This window comes from Vibrio navarrensis (assembly GCF_015767675.1).
In the GTDB taxonomy this organism is placed as follows: domain Bacteria; phylum Pseudomonadota; class Gammaproteobacteria; order Enterobacterales; family Vibrionaceae; genus Vibrio.
On the sequence record NZ_CP065218.1, the window covers coordinates 602646 to 626409 of the forward strand.

The following is a 23764-nucleotide window of genomic DNA, read 5'->3' on the forward strand; positions in this document are numbered from 1 at the left end:
TTAACAAAATAACAACATTAAAACTGTGGTGGTGTTGGTGAATCACACTAATCCATCTTGAGCACTGTCAATAGGACGTTAATCATGCTGTCAATTTTCGATATCTTCAAAATCGGCGTCGGGCCTTCAAGTTCTCACACCAATGGCCCTATGATTGCCGGGTATCAGTTTACCCAATTGTTGGGCGAGGATCTTGCCAAAGTTCATCGCGTTCAGGTGGATCTCTACGGTTCACTATCTCTAACTGGACGCGGTCACCACACCGACAGAGCGGTCATTCTTGGTTTGCTGGGTAATCGACCAGATACCATTCGTATGACCAGCGCCAACCTCGCGCTGCATCAAGCGATTAATGAGGAGCAACTCTCACTGCGTGGTGAGCGTTTTATCACCTTCCATTTTGCCAGCGATATTCTGTTTCATCGCGACAACCTGCCATTACACGAAAATGGCATGACCATTAGTGCCTTTGACTCGCAGGGTGAGCGGATTGCCTTCGAAACGTACTATTCGATTGGCGGCGGGTTTATTGCCACCGCCGATGAACTCCTTAATGGCAAGAAAGAACAGGGCGTAGCAGTCGATTTTCCGTTCAAAAATGCAGAGGAAATGCTCGAACTGGCGGAGAAAAATGGCCTTAGCCTCGGTGGAATGATCCTACGCAATGAACAATCGTTCCATGATATGGCCACCATTGATGCCAAAGCAGAGCAGATCTGGAAAGTGATGAGTTTGTGCATGAAACGCGGCTTTGATACGGAAGGCATTTTGGAGGGGGGATTGAACGTCACGCGCCGTGCCCCCAACCTGCTGAAAAAGCTTGAAGCCAATGCCGCGATTGAAAATGACCCGATGGAAATTATGGACTGGATCAACTTGTTTGCCTTCGCAGTCAGCGAAGAGAATGCAGCGGGTGGCCAAGTGGTGACCTCCCCGACCAATGGTGCGGCTGGCGTTATTCCTGCTGTTCTGATGTATTACCATAAATTCATCAAAGAGTTAGATACAAAACAGCTCAAAGATTTTCTCGCCGTTTCTGGCGCGATTGGCATCTTGTACAAAACTAACGCTTCCATCTCTGGGGCTGAGGTCGGCTGCCAAGGCGAAATCGGTGTCTCTTCTTCGATGGCTGCGGCCGGATTAACCGCGCTGCGCGGTGGCAGTAACGAGCAAATCTGCATTGCCGCGGAAATCGCCATGGAACACTCACTCGGCATGACCTGCGATCCGATAGGTGGTTTAGTGCAAGTACCGTGTATCGAACGTAATGCCATGGGGGCGATGAAAGCGATCAACGCATCACGCATGGCTCTGAAACGCACCAGCAAATGCCTAATATCATTAGATAAAGTTATTGATACCATGTATCAAACTGGCAAAGACATGAACAAAAAGTATCGGGAGACTTCACTCGGTGGATTGGCGTTAATCCACATGGCGCCACCATGCGAATAGTTTTTATCGACGCACTTCACACCACTAAAGGGCAGAATTTCTGCCCTTTTTCTTGCTCATTCGTCAAATTTCACACGTTCAACTGATTTGAGTTTAACCAGAGATTAGTTCACTCAATCTCTCATCACTGCGAACTTTTGATCTAAGACAACGCATTAGCAAAGCAATCGTTTCGCATTAGAAAATGTAGTGAAAGGCATATTTTTTCTGCGACAATTGTTTCAAAATATTACTAACCGGTTAAGTAGAATAAAAGCAGTTATAAACACTGCCTATAAATCAAATATGAGCAATTAATTATGTGGAATAAACTAAATAAATCCATGATGTTCTGCCAAATGATGTTTGGCTTATCTTTCTACGGCGTGATGGTCATCCTGACCCGATTTTTCCTCGAAGAGCTAAATTACAGCGAAGCGGACACCATGATGGTGGTCGGTGCTTTTTCCGCCATCGGGCCGCTGTTTGCCATTGCGGGCGGCTTTATCGCCGACAAGTTCCTCGGTGCTTATCGGGCTCTGACTATCGCTTATTTCGGCTTCGCCAGTGGTTACACTTTGCTGGTGCTCGGCGCCACAACGCAAAATGTACCGATGGCACTTAGTGGTATCGCTTTGGCAAGCTATTCACGCGGTTTGATGTCTCCTTCTTATCCCAGTTTATACAAGCGCACTTTTAACTCTCAGGAAGACTTTGAAAACGGCTACCCAGTGAACTACTCGGTCAACAACATTGGTGCCTTCCTCGGCCAATACCTGTTTCCGATGTTTGTGTTGGTCGTTGGCTTTAACGGCAGCTTTATGCTCTCGTCGGTGTTGGCCGCATCTGCCGTGATCACCCTAGTCTTGATGAATAAAGGGCTGCGTGATGTAGCGACGGAAATCGACCAGCAACCCGTCAGCAGCAAACATTGGGCGGCATTTCTTACCTTATCTTTAGGCATGATCGGTTTAGTGTTCTTCATGTTCTCCAACATGGCGATAGGCCAGAACATCGTTTACGCCATCGGCGCTGCGGCCATTATCTATTTCATATCACTGATGCTGAAATCGGATAAGAGCGATGCGTTGAAGATGGGTACGATTTTGATCATCACCTTCCTCACCACCTGCTTCTTTGTCTACTACGGCCAAATGATGACCTCGATGAACATGGTGGCGATCAACACCATGCGCGGCGATCTGTTTGGTTTTATTCCGGTTGCGCCGGAAGCGGCCATGGCGATGAACCCACTATGGTGTATGGTGGCGGGTCCTGTGATTGCACTGTTTTTCTCTAGCCTTGAAAAACGCAACATCAACTTCTCCACCGCGACCAAAGTCGGCTTCTCGTTTATTCTCACCGCGATTGCGTTCGGTATTCTTACCTTAGCGGTAACCACCGTCGGTGAAGATGTGCTGATCCGCCCTGAAATTTTCTTAGCCATTCACTTCTTCCAAGCTTTTGCTGAGGTGATCGTCGGTTCAATGGTGGTGGCCTTTATCCTTTCGGTTGCGCCGAAACACATAGAAAACTTCTCGGTCAGTCTCTTCTCGGTGGCGATTGCGCTAAGCGGCATTGTTGGCGCGGTGTTCTCCACCTCAATAGCACTGGAGAAAGGCCAAGCCATCACACAAGAGATTGTGCACACGGTGTATGGCGACTACTTCCAGTTACTCACCGTGCTAGCAGTGGTGATGGTCGGTGTGGCACTGGGCGCCTCTTTGGTAATTCGCAAAATGTTGCAAGCGGCAGAAGCGAAGCAAACCCCAACGAAGAGTATTGAGCTGGAAGCGCGCAGCTAATTTGCCCTCACCTCGATTGATATCTAGCCCGCATTCGCGGGCTTTTTACTTTTTCACAAGTAACCATTTCGCTATTAACTATTTGAACTGTTAGTTAAAAGTCGAAACTCGCTCTATCCTCAGCACGGCTCCTTACAAATCCATACAAAAGCTCCGTGCTTTTTCTCATAAAATAAACAAATGCACAGCGTTCAAAATTTACCGCTTATGCTTTAAACCGTACAGGCGAGACGCTTTGGTGAGTTGACCGAAACATGGCTTTCATCATCAAGCCATTCGAAAAGGACAATCGGCAGTTATGCCAGAAAGCAACACAACGACGTGGACCCAATATACGCTGCACAACTAAATTATTCGAGAATTCGGAGATCTTATGTCTTACAAATACGCTTTCGCTGGTTTGCTGTCTGTCCTTTCCTTAGCGGCGCACGCTACGCCTAACAAACACGTGATTGGTGGCAGTTTAGGCTATGGTGACGTTAGCTATAGCACCAAAGTTGGCGACCAAGATGGCGATATGTTTCTTGGCGATATCTACTACCGCTACATGTTCAATGAGTACTTCGGCATCGAGCCAGGTTTAAAAGGGGCGTTTAATGGCATTGGTTCAACGCTGATAAGCCCCATTAGCGAAGTGAAAGATGTCAGCTATGGTGGAGAGAGAGTGAGTGGCTACGCCAGTTACCCACTGGGAGCCGGTTTTGAGCTCTACGGAAAAGGCGGCCTCACTTACTACACACTGAGCTACACAGTGAAAACCAGTGGTCAGAGCAACACAGAGTACAAAGAATCAAGCCTTGGTGGTGAAGCGGCGGCGGGGGTCGCTTGGGCCTACAAACACTTCGGCTTAAACCTCGAATACAACTACGCCAAAAACAGCGACTTTTCTTCCGGCGGGGTGATGCTTGGCGCTCAAGTGCGCTTTTAACCTGTTGTCATTCAGAGATCAGTGTCATTAAGAGATAGGCTAGGTAGCTCTCCATCTTCCCCCAGCGAGAGCTATCTGGCCATTTACAACCTGCTAGCCCAAACCAAGCGAGAGAAGAATTTCCAGCAGGATCAGTATCACGCCTCGGGTAAAAAATCCATTCAATCTCCTTAAACAAAAGGCTCCCAAACAGGAGCCTTGCTAACCCACCTTGGGTTCTATTGAGACAGTTGCGCTAACGATTCAATACACAATGCATCATGGCGCCAGTACTGAATATGGCAGTCAATCAACTCGCCTTGCTGGCTGTAGTTGACTCGCTCAACCACCATCGCTGGCGTACCCGATGTAGCGCGCAGCGCTTGAGCCACCTCGCCTAATAAACTGCTGGTGGTAATGCGGTAACGAATTTTCTGATACACCACGCCAAAGTGATCGCGGTAAATGTCCGTCAGCGATTGCGACAAATCGAAATCCAAAAGGTTAGGGAAGCGCTCTGGGCGCACATAATTGGTCACGTACGCCACTGGGCGATCTTCAAGATAACGCACACGATCAACACGATAAACATCGGAGAACGGCTGTAAATTCAGCAGACGTGAGGCCACTTTATTGGCCAAGATGGCTTTTGCCAGCAGCAGTTCGGTTTTCGGTTGGCGATTTTGCGCCAAAGCCATATTGGTAAAATTGAGTGTTTGCGTCGGGTCATAACGCAGCGGCGCAGGCGAGATAAACCAGCCTCGGCGATCTTCGCGGTAGATGCGCCCTTCCGCTTCAAGCAGGCCCAGCGCCTCACGCAGAGTCACGCGCGTGGTATCAAACGATTCCGCCAATTTACGCTCTGCGGGCAATTTCTGCCGAGGTGACAACATGCCCGCTTCAATCTGCTCTACGATGGCATCTTTAATTTTTACGTATTGCACTGGGTGTCCTTATTTTTTCGCCATGGCTGCCAGAGGCGGGAATGGTGTTGGCTAAGTAGAAGAATACTACCGCAGAAGTGGTGGCTAATGCATTAACAAACAAATAGCTAGCGATATCGAGCAGTGCTGGTAAACAAACGGGTTAGGTCACATTGAAAAACCGTTTGTACTGCGACAATCTGGCTTAGAAAAAGCTAATTGGCAGATAGAAATCGAGTTCAAACGCTTCGTTTTCATCGACAAAATGGTTGCGGTGATAGTGCACGTAAGCCGGGGTTGAGCGCAGTTTAAAGCCCGAATCGGGCAGCCATTTTTCCAGTACTTGACTGATTTGCGGCAGCAACTCCCCATACACACCGTGCAAACGAAAGACCGCATGCAGCCCGCCAGGAATGACCATCTGGTTGACGATACCTCGATATTTCAGCAGTTTATCGATGCCGATACAGGCAACATAGCGACATTTATCCAGTTCGACCCAAGCTGGATTGGAGTGATGCAAGCCAAATTGCGCCGCAAATGGCCGCCCTTCCGCACTCGCCCACGCTTTTAAAATTAGCCACGACTTCTTGATTGAACGGTTGTAGCCGACATGGCGCACATACGCAGCCAATCTTTGCGGCACCTCTACAATTTTCGGCTCAGGCAAACTGCGTTTCGCGACCCGATGGTAGCCCGCCGCCACTTCTGGATCTTTCAGGTAGGGTTTGTCCGAGACATGCGGATCGTGCCCTCGCCACTCCCCCGGAGCCATATGAAAAGTGGCTTTAAATGCGCGACTAAAAGAGGAAAGCGACGTAAACCCGCACTTATTGGCGATATCCAGCACCGATGAGCGCGTATCAAACATCAATTGATTGGCGGCGTATTCCATACGAGTGCGGCGAATATATTGGTGAATCGATTCACCCACCACCTGTTTAAACACACGATGAAAATGTTGCTCCGAATATGCAGCGATTTCGGCCAACTCGCGAGCAGACAGCTCACGGCTAATGTCTTGATGAATGTAGTAAAGCACATCATTGATGCGCGAAATGTGCTGTTTACTCATGACGAAAAGGCGGCCTTGTGAACGAAAATAGCATAAATGGACATATTCAACAGCATAAATGGACACACCATAAAACACAACCGGATGTACTATCAGTCGAATAACAAAATCAAAGCACAGACAGGAAACCCCATGGAAATCGCTCGCTCATTACAACAGATTCAATCTTCCTATATTCGCGAAATCCTCGCCGCTGCCAGCGACCCTAGTGTGATCTCTCTTGCTGGCGGTTTGCCAGACGAGCAGACTTTTCCAATCGAGCTAATGAAGCCGACCTTGGAAAAATTGTCTCAGATGCCTGAAGTGTTCCAGTATGGCGCAACGGCGGGTTATGCACCTTTGCTGCGCTTTCTCAAAACATACATGGCGCTGCCAGAGACACACATGGCGATGGCTTGCACCGGCTCGCAGCAAGGATTAGATCTGATCGCACGAGCTTACATCAATCCGGGTGACACCGTCGTGATGGAGGCGCCAAGCTACCTCGGCGCGATGCAAGTCTTTGGCTTAGTGAGCGCGAACATCGTCACCGTGTCGCAAAACGAATACGGGCCAAACCTTGATGAGTTGGCAGCCTGTTTCAAACAACACGCGCCAAAGATGTTTTACGCGGTGCCAGATTTCCACAACCCAACAGGGGTCTGCTGGTCACTCGAGACACGTCAGCAAGTGGCTAAGCTGTGCATTGAGCATAAAGTCGCCTTTATTGAAGATGCGCCGTATCGCGAGCTACGCTTCCAAGGGGAAGCTCTGCCGCTGGTATCGGACTTCTGCCCGCAAGATTCTATCGTGCTGCGATCTTTCTCCAAGATAGCCTCTCCGGGTCTGCGTATCGGTATTGTCACTGGCAAAACCAGCTACTTAGAGCCACTTATCAAAGTCAAACAAGGCGCAGATCTGCACTCCAGCGTACCAATGCAAGCTCTGCTGCTTGGCTTATTGCAGCATGAGCAGTTCCCTGAACATATGCAAAAAATCCGCACCCTGTACCACGCTCGCTATCAAGTGCTCGCGCAAGCGCTACAAGAGCAGCTCCCAGCAAACTGCCAACTGAAGCCCGTTGATGGCGGTATGTTTGTCTGGGTCACTTTGCCACCATGCGATACCTTCGCATTGGCTAAAGCGCTGCTAGGCAATGGTGTTGCCGTGGTGCCTAGCCCTGTTTTCTACCCTGCCGGACAAGCTGCACCTGCCGCGCTGCGTCTCAACTTTACTAACGCGACCCCAGAGCAGTTGAAAGAAGCCGTGACCCGATTGGCCGAAGGGCTTAAACTGGCCTTGGTTTAAGTCAATTCCATTAAAATACAGTGACATGAACCGCCTTCGGGCGGTTTTTTATACGCGCTAAAAGGTGACCTGTGGCAGCTAAGAACAAACTCATCCGCTATCTCAGCATCGAGGCTGACGAGCTTTTCCAACGCGAGGCGGCGTTAATCAAACAAGTGCAAACGGGTGAACTAGAGCAAGCGCTGCTGCTGTGGCAGGTCAAACAGCCAACGCTTGTCTTGCCAGCGGGGAACAAGTGGCCACAAACTGAGCAGTTACACCGAGAACTGGCCCAATTGGGCTGGCAACTGACGGCCAGAAAAACCGGTGGCGCGCCAGTGCCGCAAGTGCCCGGCATTATCAACCTTTCGCACCTCTATCATTGGCCGCACGATCAAGCATATGACATTCGCAGTGCGTACTTGAAACTGTGTGACATCTTACGCCACTTCTTTCTCCACTATGGCTTAGAGGTCGATGTCCACGCCACGCCGCATTCCTACTGCGATGGCGATTACAATCTCAATATTGGCGGACAAAAAGTGGTTGGCACCGCACAGCGAGTGCTGCTGAAAAAAGAGGGCGGGCAAGTGATACTGGCGCAAGCGTGCATTTTGATTGATGCCGATATGGCGCGGATTGTACAGCCGGTACAACTGTGTAATCGGCTCAGCCAGCGTGACGTAGAGATCAAAGCCGACGTTCACACGCCACTCTTTTCTCATCTACAAAAAAAGCCCTCTATCGAGAGCCTGATGCAAACCTTAGCGGACTGTTTTCTGCGTTACGCTTAAGCGAGCAAAATGGCATGCAGTTCAGCCATGGAACTGACTGTATAGCTCGGCGCAATACGTTCATCGGCCGGGTTACCTTGATGGTTCAGCCAACACGTCTCGATGCCGAAATTCATGCCGCCGAGGATGTCGGAATGCAAGTTGTCCCCAACCATCAAGATCTTGCTTTTACACGGCTGCCCAGCCACTTGCAGCGCGTGATCAAAAATCGCCAGATCCGGCTTTGCCACGCCCACCTGCTCGGAGATCACCACCTTATCAAAATAACCCGCCATGCCGGTGCGCTCGAGACGAATCGCCTGCAACTCAGTAAAACCGTTGGTGATGATGCCCATTTTGACTTTACCGTTCAGCGCTTCCATTAGCTCCTTGACCCCAGGCAACAAGGTACAAATATCGGCCATGGCTTCAAGAAACGCACTATTGAGTTCCAACGTGGTGGTATTGAGTTTCTCGGCCCACTCCTTAAAGCGGCGATGTTTGATCTCATCGGCGGTGATTTTACCGTCTTGATAGTCGACCCACAGCGGCTTGTTGACTTTTTGATAGTGGTGAAAATCTTGCTCGGTAAAATCCACCCCTTTACGGGCAAACATCAACTGCATGCCTTTGAAAGCGTCAAAGTGAAAAAGGGTTTCGTCGGCGTCAAACCATATCCAATCGTATTTCATTTCTGTGTCCACTACTGCGTTTTATTACCGGGGTAGTTTAGATTGTTTTTAATATGAATATAATCTCTCTCAATAGAAAAACATTGTGTCCATCTGCTCAACAATTTTGCTTATGATCAATCAATTTGCCGATCTGCCCGTGTTCGTCACTGTGGTCGACTGTGGCAGCTTTTCGCAAGCAGCGAAACAGCTCAATCTGACCAAATCGGCGGTGAGTAAACGCATCAGCCATCTTGAAGATGGCTTGGGTATTCGCTTACTCAACCGCACCACCCGCAAGCTGAGCCTGACCGAAGCGGGACAACGCTACTACGACTATGCATCGCAAGCACTGAGCCTTGCCAAACGTGGCGTCGACGCCGTTTCTGAGCTGCATGGTTCTCCGCAAGGTCGTTTGAAAATCACCGCGCCGATGACGTTTGGTGTCTTACATGTCGCGCCGCTGATCAGCGAATTTCTTAGCCGCTATCCTGAAGTGGAAATCGATCTACAACTGGAAGACAAAATGGTTGATCTGGTGGAGGGCGGTTTTGATCTCGGCATCCGTATCGGTCACTTGCCGGATTCCAACCTGATCGCCAAACGCCTTGCGCCATGTCGCACCGTTTTATGCGCATCACCGAGTTACGTCGCGAAGATGGGTGCGCCGCAAAAACCCGCCGATCTCGTGGATCACAACTGTCTGCGCTACAGTTATTTTCGCGGCGGCAATGAGTGGCTATTTCTCCACCAAGAGCAGGAATTTAAGGTGCTACCAAGAGGCAATTTCATCGTCAATAACAGCGAGGCCATTCGCCGCGCCCTCATCGCAGGCATTGGCGTGGCGCAGATGCCCACCTTTATTATTGGCAAGGAACTGCGCTCCGGGGCGTTGGTCAATCTTATGCCAGAGTATCGTTTACCAGAACATTTTCTCTACGCTGTCTACCCACAGCGTAAACATATGCCCTTGAAAGTAAGAATGTTTATTGACTTTCTCAGCGAGAAACTTGGCAGCGATACGTCGTATTGGGATTAGGCTACTGACATCTTCTGACAAAGCCACGCATTATGCTTTCCATGAACTCAGACAACAGGAGAGAATCTCATGGAACAAGTTATTGAAATGGTCAGCTTCAAACTGATTGAAGGTACGTCAGCACAAACTTACATCGCAGCCAGCGAGCAGAGCCAAGCTTTTGTCGCCAGCCAACCCGGCTTTTTGTACCGCTCGCTGAGCCACGACGCTGCAAGCGACAGTTGGACGGATGTGGTTTACTGGCAAGATATGGAGGCAGCAAAAAAAGCGGGTGAACAGTTTAAGAGCCACGCGGACTGCCAACCGCTGATGGCGTTAATTGAACCAAACTCGGTCGACATGCGTCACCAATTGATCAAAATGAGCAGTTGCAACCTCTAAACGCAAAGACCAAAAAAGGAACCCCATGAGCAAATCGGAACGTCTGTTTGAACTGTTGACCTTGTTGCGCTCGAAGCGTTATGCGGTGACCGCCAAGCAACTTGCGGAAACCATGGCCGTCAGTGAACGTACCATCTACCGCGACATTCAGTCGCTGCTCAGCTCTGGGGTTCCTATTTGCGGCGAGGCGGGGGTGGGCTATTTGCTGCAAAACGGCTCACACCTGCCGCCATTGATGTTTAGCGAAAAAGAGATGGTGGCGCTTGAACTTGGCATGTGCATGGTCAGGGCGTGGTCCGATGCCGAACTGGCTCAAGCCTCACACTCAGCGTCTGCCAAAATTCTTTCTGTGCTGCCCGACAAACTGAAACGGCAGGTGGAAGAGTTCCCTATCTTGGTGCCCGATTATCACATCCAGTCCGACACCGCCAAACGTGCTCTATTGCTTCGTCACGCTACCGACAGCCAGTTTATTGTCGATGTCGGCTATCAAGATGAAAAAGGGTCGATAACCAAACGCCGTCTGCATCCGCTCGGACAAATCTTTTGGGGAAAGCATTGGACTCTGGTGGCATGGTGCGAACTGCGCAACGATTATCGCCACTTTCGCCTCGATCGAATCGAATCGCTATCCGTCAGCGAAGAAACTTTTACCACCAGCGAGAGCAAATCTTTGTCTTACTATCTGGCGCACTGCGTTCCCCCCACTAGTTGAGCACGCGGATCAATTTGGCTGGCGTACCGCCATACAAACAATCAGGCGGTACATCGTGATTCACCACCGAATTAGCAGCAATGACCGAACGGGCTCCAATGGTAACACCTTGATTGATGACACAGTTTCCGCCGATCCACACATCATCCTCGACCACAATTGGCTTGCAGAATGTTTCCCAGCGGCGGCGACTGCGGTAATCGAGCGAGTGAGATGCGGTATAGAACTGACAACTCGGCCCGATCAATACGTGATCGCCAATGGTGATCTTCGCCCCGTCAAGCATCACCACATTCATATTGATAAAAGTTTGTTCACCAATATGAATGGTTTGGCCAAATTCACACATGAACGGCGATTGAATAAAGCTCTCCCCTACATGGCCAAATAACTGCTGCTGTAAAATGGCGCGCTGATCGCCTTGTGTCGTCACATTCAAACGCAGTAAAAGCTCCATAGCCCGGCTGCGAATGGCATCAATCTCAGGGTCTGCCCCATCAAAGATCAAGCCGTTCATCATTTTTTCAAATTCTGTCATCAGATTCTTCCTATTCACCAACGGCTTTATCCTACTTGGCCCTATAAAGGAAAAAAGAGAAAAGCAGGCGCTTTTCTCTTCCTCTTTGTGATTTTGTGGCGAGCTTGGCGTTCAGACGATTTCCCAACTGTGAGTCATCTCAACACCAGCACCCAACATCAGGCAAACGGAGCAGTATTTTTGCAGCGAATCGGCGGTGACCTTTTCCACTAACGCAGGATCTAACGCTTCCCCAGAAACGCTAAAATGAATGTTGATCGCAGTAAAAATGCGCGGCGCGGTGTCACGGCGCTCAGTCGTCAGCTTCGCACTGCACGCGGTCACTTTCTGTCCTGCCGATTTCAGGCCATCGACCACATCCACCGAGCTGCAACCGCCAGCAGCCATCAACACCATCTCCATTGGGCTTGGTGCTGTGGCACCACCATTGCCATCCATCACTACCGAGTGCCCCGATTGCGATTGACCCAGAAATTTAAAATCTTCAACCCACTTCACTTCAGCTTGCATGGCTTCCTCTTTTTTATCGTGACGTTACAAGGGCCTAATTTAGCTAGCTGGTGAGTGAAGGCAATGGAAATTTTCTTTTCGCTGTAATTTTTTTGCTGCCTCTTCGTTCTTATTACGTACAACAAGCGAAAACCTTGAGGTAAGTATGAAAAAGTTGACTAAGTTCATTTGGCTGGTGCCGATGATGTTTTCACTTCTCGTCATCGGCTACAGCAATATCGGCGTGGCCGATACGATGAAAAATGACGCCCACGGCAAACTGCAAACCGCCACACTGGCGGGCGGCTGTTTTTGGTGTACGGAATCAGATATGGAGAAACTCGACGGCGTCTACGATGTCATTTCGGGTTATTCGGGCGGCGATGTGGTCAATCCAACGTACCGCCAAGTCTCTTCGGGCAAAAGCGGCCATTTAGAAGTCATTCAGTTTCAGTACGATCCAAAAGTGGTGAGCTACGAAGCGGTACTGGATTACTTTCTTCGCCACATTGACCCCACTGACGATAAAGGCTCCTTTGTTGATCGCGGCCCACAATACCGTCCGGCCATTTTTTATCACAATGCCGAACAAAAGCGTATTGCGCAGCACTTCTTAAAAGAGGTCGATGAAGCCAACATCTATCCCGCGCCACTGAAAACCGAGTTGATTGAGTACAAAATCTTCTATCCGGCAGAAGAGTATCATCAGGACTACTACAAAAAGAGCAGCCTGAAGTACAAGTATTACCGCTATGCTTCTGGCCGCGACAAGTACTTGGACGAGGTGTTTGGTGATGAGCGCAATGAGCAGCCGAAAACGCTTCGCCAGCTGATTGATGAACAGCAGCAGATCAAAAGCGCCAAGCCCTACAGCAAACCGTCGGATGCAGAAATCAAAGCCAAATTGAGCGAGCTGCAATACTACGTAACGCAAGAAGACGGCACAGAGCGCGCGTTCCAAAATGAGTATTGGGATAATAAACAACCGGGTATCTATGTGGATGTGGTCACCGGAGAGCCACTGTTTTCTTCAACCGACAAATACAAATCAGGCACCGGCTGGCCGAGTTTTACCCAGCCGATCAATCCCGCTTATATTGTCACTAAAACCGACTACAAGCTGGTGTACCCACGCACCGAAGTCAGAAGCCGCTACGGTGATTCCCATCTCGGGCATGTGTTTGAAGATGGCCCAGCGCCAACGGGCTTAAGATACTGCATGAATTCGGCGGCGATGCGTTTTATTCCGGCAGCCGAACTCGAAGCAAACGGCTACGGAGAATACGCTGCACTGTTTGAAAAATAAGCCCTTTTGCTGAAATGGCAGAATAGCGGTCAGGCGCGTCTTTTATCGTTGCCTGACCGCCGATTTTCCCATTCGCTATGACAATGCTCGTACGGTAACTTATTGAACTCTTCTATCTCCGTTGCACATTTTGTCAAGGCAATGCATTACCTGTGCACAAAGTCATAAAATACATTGATTGACTCAGCAATATTTTTAATAATCGCTGTTCAAAAAATGGCAAAAACTCCAGCATCTCAATCGTTCATCCGCTAATCTTAGCAGTATGATTGTTTAGCTATCGTTAAAAGCATAATTAGAATGACAAGCGACGACTTTAAGAAATCCACCGCCAATCTCAAAAAAGCGGTCCCCTTGATGATTAAAAATCATGTAGCAGCGACGCCTGCTAATTACGCGCTTTGGTATACCTACGTCGACAATGCTATTCCCCAGTTAAACCAAGAGCTAGACACGGTGTTGGAAAACTTCGGCATCTGCCCACCTGCCACCAGCGAACAGCTCTACCACAGTTATGTGGCGAGTAAAACGGAAACCAGCCTGCGAGAGCTCAAAGACAGCATCGAGATCTTGCTCGGTGAGATCGCCAGCTCCATGTCGGATACTCTCTCCGATACGTCCTCTTTTACCGCCTTGGTGGACAAAAATTTCAGCAAGCTGGAAAAAGTCGAAGATGAGGGGCTGAGTATTGAAGAGGTGATGGGGGTGATTCGAGAACTGGTGTCTGAATCACGAGAAATTCGCCACTCGACCCGATTTCTTAGCAGTCAGCTCAATAACGCCAGCACTGAGATCTCACGCCTCAAAGAGCAGCTTGCCGAAGTGCAAAAAGACGCGCTATTTGATGGCCTGTCGAGCCTCTACAACCGCCGCGCATTCAATAACGATCTGCGTGCTTTGGTGAACGCTGAACAGAACATTAGTTTGATCTTGCTGGATATCGACCATTTCAAATCATTCAATGACAACTACGGCCATTTGTTTGGCGATACCGTGATCCGCGCCATCGCCAAACGTCTGCAAATGAGCTGCCGCGAAGGGATTACCGCGTACCGATTTGGCGGTGAAGAGTTTGCGCTGATCGTTCCTAACAAGTCGCTGCGCATCGCTAGACAATTCGCCGAATCACTGCGGCGCAATGTCGAAAAACTGAAAGTCAAAGATAAACGTTCCGGAAAGCAGGTGGAAAACATCACCGCGTCATTCGGTGTGGCTGAATGGAAAACGGGTGAAACGCCAGACGATTTTATCGATCGCACCGATAAACTGCTCTACGAAGCAAAACAGCTTGGCCGAAACCGTGTGATGCCACTTTAATCACATCACGGCTTTAATCGCGTTGCTACTTTAATTACGTCAGTGAAATAACGCTGCTCAGCACTCTAACCAGCGATTTTCTACTCAGACAAAAAACCCCGGAAAAGCACACTTTTCCGGGGTTTTCTCATTTTATACTTAGATGCTGTAGCAGTAGCTCAGAATGTAGTCTTCACCATTTTTCGCGGTGTACTCTTTATCTTCACTGCTTGCCATTGGCTTACCATTCACATCCCCTTTCACAAGGCTAATCCAGTGACGCATCGCGGTGGGGGCATCGCCAGTTAACGACGGGCTGAATGTGGTGCGCGTTTCCAGTTGGATGTCATCGATTTCAATCAATTCAACACAGCCTGTCCCTTTGTGACAACCCAGCATCACTTCCACATGGCTACCTGTTTCATCACGCAGCAGGATAGAGCAAGGATCTTCTTTTCCACCAGTAAAGGCGACAAAGTGCTTGGGAGAGCGCAAGCCACTGTGCGTACCGTCCGCAAAATAAGCCATCAGGTGGCGATAGTCGATCACGTAGCTGGTGACGTCTTGATGTGAACCATTTTCCAGCGGGAAAAGGCGATCAAGCAGTTGTTTCGCTTTCAGTTGCTTCTCATTTTGTTCGCTTGAGCTCACCGCTTCGACGGCAAAGACGGCTTCTGCGATAAATGGGCGGTGTTGTTGTTGGATATCATTTTTATCGAATCTAAGCATATTCATCGTCTTTCCCTCTTAGAAAATCTCATTCCTTTTTTGCTTCTGGAGCAAAAACTTTAAACTTGCGTTTGGTTTCTAACAATTCTGTGAAGTGGAAGGTTTTTTTCCTTGCCTGCTCACTATGTAGACTAGCGAATTTTTTACTACAATTTCACAACAAAAATTTTACAATGTGAATTTTACAAAATGTCTGTGTCAAAAAGCTTGATTCGCCAATCGCATTTTCTCGGAACCAAGATTAGGAACCTAAGAAAAAACAACCATTTAACTATGGAAGATCTCTCTGCACGCTGTATTCGCATCAATCCTGAATACGCGCCATCGGTCTCCTACCTCTCGATGATCGAGCGCGGTAAACGGGTTCCGAGCATCGATATGCTGGAAGTCATTGCCGAAGTGTTTCAAAAAGATCCCGCTTGGTTTTTGGATGACGAGCCCGAATTAGAAGCGATCACGCCCAACAAAGGTAATCGTGGCGGGTTAAGTGGCATGGCGCTTGAGCCCAGCTTTTTGTTCTCCAATGACATTTTACAAATCGCAATTCCGGAAATGCTCTCGCAAACGGGCATCACTGGGCGACAGTTTGCTCATCTGCTGATCCGCGCTCATCAGGAAGCGAACCAAAACCACTTCCCGGATCTGGAACGTGCCGCGGAAGAGATCGGAAAAAAACGCCTCAATATGTCGGTGGAAGATCTCATCGATATCGCCAAAAGCTTGGGAATGGACATCCGCTGGATAAGCCGCACGCCGAAAGATGTGGTTGACGAGCTGGGCGTTAACGCCAAACAGTTGGTGACTTCCTTTATGGAACCGCCGAGCACCATTTATCTCAACAGCATGATGAAAGAGTATCCAACTCGGCTAAAGTACGATTTAGCGGTGTACATAGGTCATCGCATTTTGCACAGTGCCGACAGCGTGAAAAGCGTTCTCTCAATTGGTCATCAAAACCACTGGGACCAAGCCGACGATCTCTCTCCGACATCCGACCTCAACTCCCAAGATATTCTGCTGGCGTGGCGTGATTTTGAATCCAGCTTTTTTGCAGGAGCGCTGCTCTGCCCGAAAGTACCGTTTCGCCAATTACTCGATCGGAGCGGCTATGAAATCGACGTGCACAAGAAGGCCGGGGTTTCTCCCTCTGTTGCCATGCGCCGCATGACGGTAGTCTCGCCTTATCCTCATTGGCATTATTTCGATGCGTATGGCCCCGGTAAACTCAAAGCGGTGTATCGCGGTAACGGCATCCCGCTGCCTTGGGGAAACATGCGCACGGTAAACGATCCGTGTCAGCATTGGGCGGTGTTTCGTAAGCTGTCTGAATCACAACCGGGGAGCTCTGCTCAGCTTTCCATTCTCAATGTTGGCAATGAGCCTAGGTTGTACTGCTGCGAATCGGTGAATGTGGTTGATCCTGCTGGCAATAATCGCGTGCTTTGTGCAGGCATTGATCTCAACCCGGCGATCAACGCACAGGGTGGCGATGCGATTGAAATCGCAGAAGAGTTAAAGCGTTTGTGCGTTAACCATGGTGGCAGTAGCGAAGTGCCCTACCATATAAAGAAAGATCTGACGACGATTGCCAAAATACTCAATATCAAGTGGATAGAACGAGGTATCAACGCACCCGCTCGCTTGATCTGCTCCCGCGGAGCGGTGTGCCCGCGCCAACCAAGCTGCTACGCAAAATGTGGTGAGGAATAATTTTAAGCAAATCGGCAAATTGCAGATAAAAAAGAGGCCAAACACAAGCAAGGTGTTTGGCCGTTTATACGTGTGAACAATCTGTGTCCACTAACAACGTCAGTTGGCTAGGTGACCCTCGGCTTAATAAGGGTCATACTAGGTAAAGCACGATGCGTGCCAAAAAAATAATTGTCTAAAAGGTCTATTTTTGTGCTGAATATCGTTGTTTTACAGATATTATTTGCATATCGCATTCTCAATTTGCAAAGACAGCGCATTATGCCATCGAGTGCATTGTTAATAGTTAAAATTATTAGTTAATCGTATTATTATGCTCGTCTTATTTCATTCTGGAAATGTGTGACATTAACGACGTTCTCCCTTGTCCAGACACAACAGCCTTTTAACGTCACCTTTACTGACTAGGCAGGTCAAAATTCACCAATCGGCTTATTAATCAATAACAGAGAATGCCTTGCTGCCAGGCGAATGGCTTGAATGAGATAGTGAAAGGGTATCAATCTGAAATGCAGGAGATGCAAACTCAGCTCAGCGCGTTCAAGCTTTAGTGGCGTAACAAGCCAAAGCTCGCTTTTAGCTCACCAAAGAACTGGCCGCTTCACGCTGCAGCTTCTTCTCCAGATACATACGATCATCCGCTTCTTTGAGCATGTCATCAAAGTTACGCAAGTCGTGGTGGAAAAAAGCATAACCAATACTGACGTGCAGGTAGATCAACTCACTCTCATATACCACCGGGTTGGCGCAAAGAGCGGATTTCAACTTTTCAATCAGTTGTGCAATGTCTTCCTGCTTTTGCACTCGCGGCAAAATAATTAAAAATTCGTCGCCACCAATCCGGGCAATAATATCGGTGGAACGCAATGTGCTTTTTACTCGCTCGGCACAGGCAAGCAACACTTTATCCCCCGCCGCATGACCAAACGTATCGTTGATGTGTTTAAAGCGATCTAAGTCGAAATTGATCACCGCAAAAGTCTCATCTTTACCCAATTTTTGCGCGTGTCTGAAATAGCGATCCAGTGAATACATGAAGTAACGCCGATTGGGTAACCCTGTCAATTCATCGTGCAGGGAGCGAATGCGAGCAATGTCGTACAAACGATAAATGGTGATGAAAACCAGCCCAAGTAAAAGCAGAATTGGATAACCCAGCAAACGAACAATATTCAGCTGATACCATGGTACGCCCGCCAAGAATTGCTCATTTTTCGCCACAGCCAAAACCCAGCCACCATACGGAAAATTCACTTTTTCGCGAACAAACGCTAAGTCGTAGGTCTCTTGCTCTCCCCAGAAAATATCGCCATCCGCCCCTTGGCTATCGTAGCCTTTGATCGCCAATTTGTACTTGTAAGCAAAACTCACTAAGCCCACATCGGTGAAAAGGGAATCGAGGTTTAAGACTGCACTACACACCCCCCAGTACTGCGTATTGAGCGGCGGATCGCTAAAGATGGGCACTCTGGCTATCAAGCCTCTGCCACCTTGAACCAAGTTCACTGGACCAGCAATAAAGATCTCAGCGATGTTTTTTGCTTTCAAAATAGAGGCCCACTGCTTGGGCACCGTATGATAATCAAGGCCAAGCACTTGCTCGTTGCCAGACAGAGGATAAACGTAATTCACCACGTCATCTTTGGCTAACACGACGTTTTTGAGGTGGCGTCCTTTACGAATGATTTTGGAAGACGCTTCGTTGAGCGCCTGAACATTACTGCTAGGATGAAGTGAAACCAACGTCGCTAAACTACTAACAATATAAATGTCAGAAACAATCGTCGCTTCCAGCTTAGACCGAATCGCTGAAAGTTGATCTTTTGCTTCTCGCTGCAAATGATCTTCCAACACTTGCAACTGATTGCGATTGAGTACTTCAACCACACCTGCTGAGAGCACAACAAAAAGAAAAAACAGCAGTTTTATGCCCCACTGTTTATCGAACGTGTACTTCATCTAAGCCCCTGTCCACGCCTAAGAGATAGGTATAATGATCAATAAATCGTTATTATTGTTAAAAAAGTTACTATGTATAAGAATAAACCAATCTGGTTAATAATAGTAAGCATATTTCACGAGTTTGAATTTTCGGACAACTTATGACGCAGCAACCCTCTCTGTTCCATCACGATAAATGGTTTGCCATTCGATCTGCTGGGCTTTTGTACTGGGATCCGCAATTCCTTTCTCCTAGTCAGGCACAGCGCTATTTTCATCGGTTATACACTGAGCTCCCTTGGGCCCAAGAAGCGATCACTCTGTTTGGTAAACAAGTGCTCCAACCTCGTCTGCAGGCTTGGTGTGGGGATGCCGTCTATCGTTATTCCGGTTTAACCATGCAACCCTCCCCTTGGACGGATGGTCTTCTAGAACTCAAACAACGCTGCGAGTTGGCATCTGGGGCGCAGTTTAATTCCGTACTCGCCAACCTCTACCGCAACGGTCAGGATTCCATGGGCTGGCATCAAGATAATGAACCAGAGTTAGGCAAACACCCGATTATTGCGTCACTGACTTTGGGCGAATCACGCCGTTTCCTACTGCAACACATCGAGACCAAAGAAAAAATCGAGTTTGAGCTGCAAGCGGGTTCTTTGCTTGTTATGGCAGGCACAACACAAACCTATTGGCGTCATTGCGTACCGAAAACGGCCAAATCCAAGGCGGAACGCATCAACCTGACGTTTCGGCACGTCAATCCTACCGTTTATTGACCAAGCAATTACATTAACCCAAACCATAGCTGCTAGAGTTCAATTTATCAAAGTGATAACAGGACAAGGTTATGCGTTTTAAAATCGGATATTTGGCTGTGTTGGTATCGGCCTGTGCTGCATTCCACACCAACGCGAGTGAAGAAGTTACTCCACTGAGTTTTGAACAATCAGCACAGCAGATCAAAACAACCTACGAAAGCCAACTTTATACCTTACCCGCTTATGCCGAAGGCCATTACGGTCAGCGTATGTTTCGCCAAACCTTAGACAGCAAATACGCTGCCGCGGTTTGGAGCGATTTAGCCAGAGTGGCCAGTCGGCTCAACTACTTTGCCGCAGAGGTGCACAAACCTGAGCAAATTATTCTCTATGCAGAGAAACGTTTGACTGGCTATATGGACGAAACCGATGAGCGCAGCAGATTACGTTATACCGCAACCAAGCATATGCCAGAGTATCTCTATCTTGGCGTCGATCTTATCGGCTCAATGGCTCGCGCTGACGAATATGGATTAGCTCACCGACAAGACGACAAACTGCGTGAAGTGATCCGCCGCTATGATTTTAAGAAATATGCCACCGACTCAGACATGATTAAGGCTTGGGCTGCGCAGCTAGCAAATCAAGTTTACTGGTTAAAGCAGCTTGGTGAGCAAGATGTGGTGAATGATTTTATTCAAGCATTTCGCCGTACTTACCCAGATGCAAGCGATAAAAACTCACGCCTCAGCAATATGGCAACAAGTTGTATGGCATGACGCACATTATTTTTGCCGATTCTGAATATTACCAACATCAAGTCGATGAGAAGCAGCATCAGTGGATTTACGACTATTTTCGCGACAATATTGATACCATTTTGCTCCGGGTGAAAGAGGATATCATCGCCGAAGTCGGTATCAGCTTTCTGCTCGCTGGCCTCGAAAATGACCCTGTGGTCGAGAAGACCCGCCAAGCGATTCAAGCATCAATAAATCGCGAGAAGGGCATGATTCCCTCAGTTTCCGGTGAGTTCGACCTAAAAAGTGGTGAGCATCGCAATGTGTTGGCCATCATGCTGCTGGATTGGCAGCAAGTGAATGCAGCACCAACGGTGACGAGCAATCCAAAAGTATTTTCCTCCATTCCCTACGGTTTGGTCGCGAACAAAGAGAAAGCCAAACCTTAAACATCGCTTTCGTTCCACACCAGCAAGCGAGTTGGTGTGGAGCGATTGAATCGACTTTATCGATACCTACTTCAGCAAAAGTCTGCTCGATATTCCTCATCGCCAACTTCAAATAAATGAATGGTGATTCATCACCTTAGACATTCATCCATGAAATAAGTATGTGCAAAATTGCCTACACTAGTCGCACACTACTCACTGTAATAAAATGTATTTATTGAATAAAAACTGGATCTTAACGACTTTGAAGCGAATATTTTAATTATTAATAACGCATTTTCTAATCACTTTGTTAATATGACTCACCCGCTTTGTTGAGATAAGGATGGTACATGGCAGAGCTCACGGATAAAAAACTGCTGACCCTCATCACTTATGCCCCCGCCGCCATCGTCGCTGTTTTTGCCTTGCTATGGACGGCATTGTCCGTTCGCGATGTGATGTTGCATTCCGAGCAGGAGTTAATTTCTCTGCGCGCCGATTTCCAACAGCGACAAAGCACTCAGCTCACCAGTCAGGTCGAATACGTTGCTCAGCAAGTCGACTATGCGCGTGAACTGACTGAAGAGCAGTTGGAAAGTACCATCCGTGAACGCATTTACGAAGCGCACAAAATTGCCACGCGCATCTACGAAAGCAACCGCCATCTCCCCGAGGCCAGCGTGACGAAAATGATCACCGACGCACTGCGTGACATTCGCTTCAATCAAGGCCGTGGCTATTTTTTCATCTACAAAATTGACGGCATGAGCATCATGCACCCGCTGCTGCCTAAAGTTGAAGGCACCTCTTTGTGGGATTTTAGAGACGTGCGTGGCAGCTACATCGTGCGTGAAATGGGTGAGCAGGTAAAGGCGAATGACGAAGCCTTTTACCGCTGGTGGTTTGTCAAACCCGACAATAAAAACCACGAGTTTGAGAAAATCGGTTTTGGCAAGTATTTCGCGCCTTATGACTGGTTCATCGGTACCGGCGATTATGTGGTCGATGTGGAAAACGACATCAAAGCCACTGTTCTCAAATGGATAAACAACCTACGCTTTGGTGATTACGGCTACGTGTTTGTGATGGACGAAAAAGGCACTGTCTTGTCGCACATCGACCCGAACATTATTGGTCGTAATGCCCTGCAAGGGGAGAGCGAAGCAAGCCCATCGGATGCTGCGCGTCTTGCCAAAGCCGACCACCAATTTGTTACCTATCAAGCGGCCTACTTGCCATCGGGTTTGGATGATCAAACCAAAACCAGTTACGTAATTAAAATCCCAGCATGGGGCTGGACCATAGGCTCCGGCGTGTATGAGCAAGTCAGCCAAAACTACCTCAAGCAAAGAGAGTTACAGGCAAAAAGTGAAGGGCAAAGTACCTTTAGGCAAATGGCGACTCTGGGCAGTGCTACCATTGCGATTGTTGCGCTGTTTTCACTGGGGTTAAGCCGTGTGATAGCCAAACGCTTCCAGCGTTTCCAGCGGCGTATCAATCAAGATTTCAAACAGTTGAAACAGACCAAAGACCAACTGGAATACATCGCCCGCCATGATGAATTGACCGGGCTGCCAAACCGTTCTCTGCTCCATGAGCGCATTCGTGAAGGCATTGAGAAATCAGAACAGCAATGCTGTCAATTGGCGGTGATGTTCGTCGATCTGGATGATTTCAAGAAAGTGAATGATTTGTACGGCCACTCGGCAGGCGATCGCTTGCTCAGTGAAATTGGCAAGAAATTTGAGGCGTTCCTCGAACCAGGCGATTTTGTCGCACGTTTTGGCGGCGATGAATTTATTTTCTGTTTCCCTTGTCTTGACAACTTGGCGCAAACCCAACAAAAAGTGGAAAAAATCAAACAGGTTTTTCGTCAGCAGTTCGTCATTGACAATAAAGTCCTGTTCACAAGTTGTTCGATTGGCGTTGCTGTGTACCCATCCGACGGCCACGACCCTGAAGAACTGATTTCCAAAGCCGATATCGTGCTCTACAAATCAAAAGCGCGGCAAAAAGGCGATGTACTGTTTTTCGATAGCAGCATCAACTTGCAAGTCCAACATGATTTCTTACTTGAGCGTGAATTGCGTGGCGCAATCGAACGCGGTGAACTGTATGTGGTTTATCAACCACAAATCGAGACCGAAAGCGGTAAGTTACATGGCGTGGAGAGTTTACTCCGCTGGCACAACCCTCAACTAGGACATGTTTCGCCGATTGAGTTTATCTCGCTGGCTGAAGAAATTGGCCTTATCAACCAATTAGGGCAATTTGTCATCCATCGCGCCTGCGAAGAGATAAGCCAGCTCTTTCCGGATGGCGATTCTGACTTAAACTTGTCGATCAACATCTCGCCGATGCAACTGATCAACGACGCTTTCGTCACACAGTTGACCGGAGCCGCAGCGCGTTACCAAATTGCCAACCATCGTATTACGCTGGAAATTACCGAAAACGTGCTGATCAACGACATGCCAAAAGTGAAACCGATCATTGAGCAGCTAAAAGAACTCGGGTTTACCATCTCACTCGACGACTTTGGTACCGGCTACTCCTCACTCAGCTATCTGAGTCACCTCACTCTTGATGAAATCAAGGTTGACCGCCTGTTCATCGACAAAATGCTCAATTCTGAGCAGAGCGATTCTTTAGTGAAAGCGATTATCGCCATCGCTCGTTCTTCTGAAATGAGAGTGGTTGCCGAGGGGGTAGAAACCGAGGCCCAGCGCCAAAAGCTCAAAGAATATGGCTGCGATATTTTGCAAGGCTATTTGATTGAAAGGCCGATCAGTGCGCAGCTGCTCGCTGAAAAATACACCACACCCGCCAAATAGAGC

20 protein-coding genes and 1 pseudogene are annotated in these 23764 nt (G+C 48.4%); 14 read left to right on the forward strand and 7 right to left on the reverse strand.

Translation table 11 applies throughout. The features are described from left to right. Positions 1-84: 84 nt before the first annotated feature. The 3 genes from I3X05_RS19390 to I3X05_RS19400 all read left to right on the forward strand — a co-directional run bounded on the left by I3X05_RS19390 (position 85) and on the right by I3X05_RS19400 (position 4167). Positions 85-1455 carry an L-serine ammonia-lyase gene (locus I3X05_RS19390; RefSeq protein WP_045568704.1) on the forward strand — a complete coding sequence of 457 codons (1371 nt, stop codon included), beginning with the start codon at positions 85-87 and terminating at the stop codon, positions 1453-1455. A 299-nt stretch (positions 1456-1754) separates the two neighbouring features. Continuing rightward, positions 1755-3239, forward strand: a complete 1485-nt coding sequence (locus I3X05_RS19395; RefSeq protein ID WP_045568705.1) for a peptide MFS transporter — start codon at positions 1755-1757, stop codon at positions 3237-3239. A gap of 373 nt (positions 3240-3612) precedes the next feature. After that, positions 3613-4167 (forward strand): outer membrane beta-barrel protein, encoded by a 555-nt coding sequence (locus I3X05_RS19400; RefSeq protein WP_045568706.1) that lies wholly within the window; start codon positions 3613-3615, stop codon positions 4165-4167. 218 nt (positions 4168-4385) lie between these two features. Here I3X05_RS19400 and phnR read toward each other — a convergent pair whose 3' ends face one another. Continuing rightward, positions 4386-5090, reverse strand: a complete 705-nt coding sequence (phnR, locus tag I3X05_RS19405; protein WP_045568707.1) for a phosphonate utilization transcriptional regulator PhnR — start codon at positions 5088-5090, stop codon at positions 4386-4388. A 184-nt stretch (positions 5091-5274) separates the two neighbouring features. Next, positions 5275-6144 carry an AraC family transcriptional regulator gene (locus I3X05_RS19410; RefSeq protein WP_193157566.1) on the reverse strand — a complete coding sequence of 290 codons (870 nt, stop codon included), beginning with the start codon at positions 6142-6144 and terminating at the stop codon, positions 5275-5277. Between the two features lie 132 nt (positions 6145-6276). Here I3X05_RS19410 and I3X05_RS19415 point away from each other — a divergent pair, with 132 nt between their 5' ends. Both I3X05_RS19415 and I3X05_RS19420 read left to right on the forward strand, forming a co-directional pair. Then, positions 6277-7431: a PLP-dependent aminotransferase family protein gene (locus tag I3X05_RS19415; RefSeq protein ID WP_045568709.1), complete on the forward strand. Its 1155-nt coding sequence runs from the start codon at positions 6277-6279 to the stop codon at positions 7429-7431. Positions 7432-7502: 71 nt separating this feature from the next. Beyond that, positions 7503-8204, forward strand: a complete 702-nt coding sequence (locus I3X05_RS19420; RefSeq protein ID WP_193157565.1) for a lipoate--protein ligase family protein — start codon at positions 7503-7505, stop codon at positions 8202-8204. Here the strand turns inward: I3X05_RS19420 and yjjG are convergent. Beyond that, positions 8201-8875, reverse strand: coding sequence for a pyrimidine 5'-nucleotidase (yjjG, locus tag I3X05_RS19425; RefSeq protein ID WP_045568711.1), 675 nt, complete (start codon positions 8873-8875; stop codon positions 8201-8203). The genes I3X05_RS19420 and yjjG overlap by 4 nt on opposite strands. Before the next feature lie 112 nt (positions 8876-8987). On the opposite strand from yjjG, the gene I3X05_RS19430 reads away from it, so the two are divergent. From I3X05_RS19430 to I3X05_RS19440, 3 genes are all read left to right on the forward strand, one after another. Further along, positions 8988-9893: a LysR family transcriptional regulator gene (locus I3X05_RS19430; protein WP_193157564.1), complete on the forward strand. Its 906-nt coding sequence runs from the start codon at positions 8988-8990 to the stop codon at positions 9891-9893. 69 nt (positions 9894-9962) lie between these two features. Continuing rightward, positions 9963-10274, forward strand: coding sequence for an antibiotic biosynthesis monooxygenase family protein (locus I3X05_RS19435; RefSeq protein WP_172566266.1), 312 nt, complete (start codon positions 9963-9965; stop codon positions 10272-10274). A gap of 25 nt (positions 10275-10299) precedes the next feature. Next, complete coding sequence (locus I3X05_RS19440) at positions 10300-10989, forward strand: helix-turn-helix transcriptional regulator (protein ID WP_193157563.1); 690 nt, start codon at positions 10300-10302, stop codon at positions 10987-10989. Here the strand turns inward: I3X05_RS19440 and I3X05_RS19445 are convergent. Together I3X05_RS19445 and I3X05_RS19450 are read right to left on the reverse strand one after the other, a co-directional pair. After that, a complete protein-coding gene (locus I3X05_RS19445) occupies positions 10982-11527 on the reverse strand; it encodes a sugar O-acetyltransferase (protein ID WP_045568715.1) in 546 nt (181 codons plus the stop codon). The two genes, I3X05_RS19440 and I3X05_RS19445, sit on opposite strands and share 8 nt — an antisense overlap. A 111-nt stretch (positions 11528-11638) precedes the next feature. Beyond that, on the reverse strand, positions 11639-12037 hold the full coding sequence (locus tag I3X05_RS19450) for an OsmC family protein (protein ID WP_039434725.1): 399 nt from the start codon (positions 12035-12037) through the stop codon (positions 11639-11641). 145 nt (positions 12038-12182) lie between these two features. Here I3X05_RS19450 and msrB point away from each other — a divergent pair, with 145 nt between their 5' ends. Continuing rightward, positions 12183-13322, forward strand: a complete 1140-nt coding sequence (gene msrB / locus I3X05_RS19455; RefSeq protein WP_045568717.1) for a peptide-methionine (R)-S-oxide reductase MsrB — start codon at positions 12183-12185, stop codon at positions 13320-13322. A 300-nt stretch (positions 13323-13622) separates the two neighbouring features. Beyond that, on the forward strand, positions 13623-14639 hold the full coding sequence (locus tag I3X05_RS19460; RefSeq protein ID WP_045568718.1) for a GGDEF domain-containing protein: 1017 nt from the start codon (positions 13623-13625) through the stop codon (positions 14637-14639). Positions 14640-14777: 138 nt separating this feature from the next. Here I3X05_RS19460 and I3X05_RS19465 read toward each other — a convergent pair whose 3' ends face one another. Beyond that, the gene (locus I3X05_RS19465; RefSeq protein ID WP_039441250.1) at positions 14778-15353 is read right to left on the reverse strand and encodes a malate synthase; all 576 of its coding nucleotides are present in this window, start codon (positions 15351-15353) and stop codon (positions 14778-14780) included. 183 nt (positions 15354-15536) lie between these two features. Between I3X05_RS19465 and I3X05_RS19470 the strand changes: the two genes are divergently transcribed. Further along, positions 15537-17057: a DUF3612 domain-containing protein gene (locus I3X05_RS19470; RefSeq protein ID WP_045568719.1), complete on the forward strand. Its 1521-nt coding sequence runs from the start codon at positions 15537-15539 to the stop codon at positions 17055-17057. Positions 17058-17633: 576 nt separating this feature from the next. On the opposite strand, the gene I3X05_RS19475 is transcribed toward I3X05_RS19470, so the two are convergent. Beyond that, entirely contained in the window at positions 17634-19016 is a 1383-nt protein-coding gene (locus tag I3X05_RS19475) for a diguanylate cyclase (RefSeq protein ID WP_045568720.1), read from the reverse strand. A 143-nt stretch (positions 19017-19159) separates the two neighbouring features. On the opposite strand from I3X05_RS19475, the gene I3X05_RS19480 reads away from it, so the two are divergent. The 3 genes and pseudogenes from I3X05_RS19480 to I3X05_RS19490 all read left to right on the forward strand — a co-directional run bounded on the left by I3X05_RS19480 (position 19160) and on the right by I3X05_RS19490 (position 23761). Beyond that, positions 19160-19774, forward strand: a complete 615-nt coding sequence (locus I3X05_RS19480) for an alpha-ketoglutarate-dependent dioxygenase AlkB family protein (RefSeq protein ID WP_045568721.1) — start codon at positions 19160-19162, stop codon at positions 19772-19774. A gap of 71 nt (positions 19775-19845) precedes the next feature. Then, positions 19846-20945, forward strand: a pseudogene (locus tag I3X05_RS19485) (DUF3541 domain-containing protein). A 332-nt stretch (positions 20946-21277) separates the two neighbouring features. Further along, complete coding sequence (locus I3X05_RS19490; protein ID WP_337971430.1) at positions 21278-23761, forward strand: bifunctional diguanylate cyclase/phosphodiesterase; 2484 nt, start codon at positions 21278-21280, stop codon at positions 23759-23761. Positions 23762-23764: the final 3 nt, after the last annotated feature.

Excerpts from the sequence above, each read along its gene's own strand:
- I3X05_RS19465 (WP_039441250.1), bottom strand. The coding sequence starts at position 15,353 with ATGAATATGCTTAGATTCGATAAAAATGATATCCAACAACAACACCGC.
- I3X05_RS19430 (WP_193157564.1), top strand. The coding sequence starts at position 8,988 with ATGATCAATCAATTTGCCGATCTGCCCGTGTTCGTCACTGTGGTCGAC.
- I3X05_RS19475 (WP_045568720.1), bottom strand. The coding sequence starts at position 19,016 with ATGAAGTACACGTTCGATAAACAGTGGGGCATAAAACTGCTGTTTTTT.
- I3X05_RS19400 (WP_045568706.1), top strand. The coding sequence starts at position 3,613 with ATGTCTTACAAATACGCTTTCGCTGGTTTGCTGTCTGTCCTTTCCTTA.
- I3X05_RS19415 (WP_045568709.1), top strand. The coding sequence starts at position 6,277 with ATGGAAATCGCTCGCTCATTACAACAGATTCAATCTTCCTATATTCGC.
- msrB (WP_045568717.1), top strand. The coding sequence starts at position 12,183 with ATGAAAAAGTTGACTAAGTTCATTTGGCTGGTGCCGATGATGTTTTCA.
- yjjG (WP_045568711.1), bottom strand. The coding sequence starts at position 8,875 with ATGAAATACGATTGGATATGGTTTGACGCCGACGAAACCCTTTTTCAC.
- I3X05_RS19490 (WP_337971430.1), top strand. The coding sequence starts at position 21,278 with ATGGCAGAGCTCACGGATAAAAAACTGCTGACCCTCATCACTTATGCC.
- I3X05_RS19410 (WP_193157566.1), bottom strand. The coding sequence starts at position 6,144 with ATGAGTAAACAGCACATTTCGCGCATCAATGATGTGCTTTACTACATT.
- I3X05_RS19435 (WP_172566266.1), top strand. The coding sequence starts at position 9,963 with ATGGAACAAGTTATTGAAATGGTCAGCTTCAAACTGATTGAAGGTACG.
- I3X05_RS19470 (WP_045568719.1), top strand. The coding sequence starts at position 15,537 with ATGTCTGTGTCAAAAAGCTTGATTCGCCAATCGCATTTTCTCGGAACC.
- I3X05_RS19440 (WP_193157563.1), top strand. The coding sequence starts at position 10,300 with ATGAGCAAATCGGAACGTCTGTTTGAACTGTTGACCTTGTTGCGCTCG.
- I3X05_RS19450 (WP_039434725.1), bottom strand. The coding sequence starts at position 12,037 with ATGCAAGCTGAAGTGAAGTGGGTTGAAGATTTTAAATTTCTGGGTCAA.
- I3X05_RS19395 (WP_045568705.1), top strand. The coding sequence starts at position 1,755 with ATGTGGAATAAACTAAATAAATCCATGATGTTCTGCCAAATGATGTTT.
- I3X05_RS19445 (WP_045568715.1), bottom strand. The coding sequence starts at position 11,527 with ATGACAGAATTTGAAAAAATGATGAACGGCTTGATCTTTGATGGGGCA.
- I3X05_RS19390 (WP_045568704.1), top strand. The coding sequence starts at position 85 with ATGCTGTCAATTTTCGATATCTTCAAAATCGGCGTCGGGCCTTCAAGT.
- I3X05_RS19480 (WP_045568721.1), top strand. The coding sequence starts at position 19,160 with ATGACGCAGCAACCCTCTCTGTTCCATCACGATAAATGGTTTGCCATT.
- I3X05_RS19460 (WP_045568718.1), top strand. The coding sequence starts at position 13,623 with ATGACAAGCGACGACTTTAAGAAATCCACCGCCAATCTCAAAAAAGCG.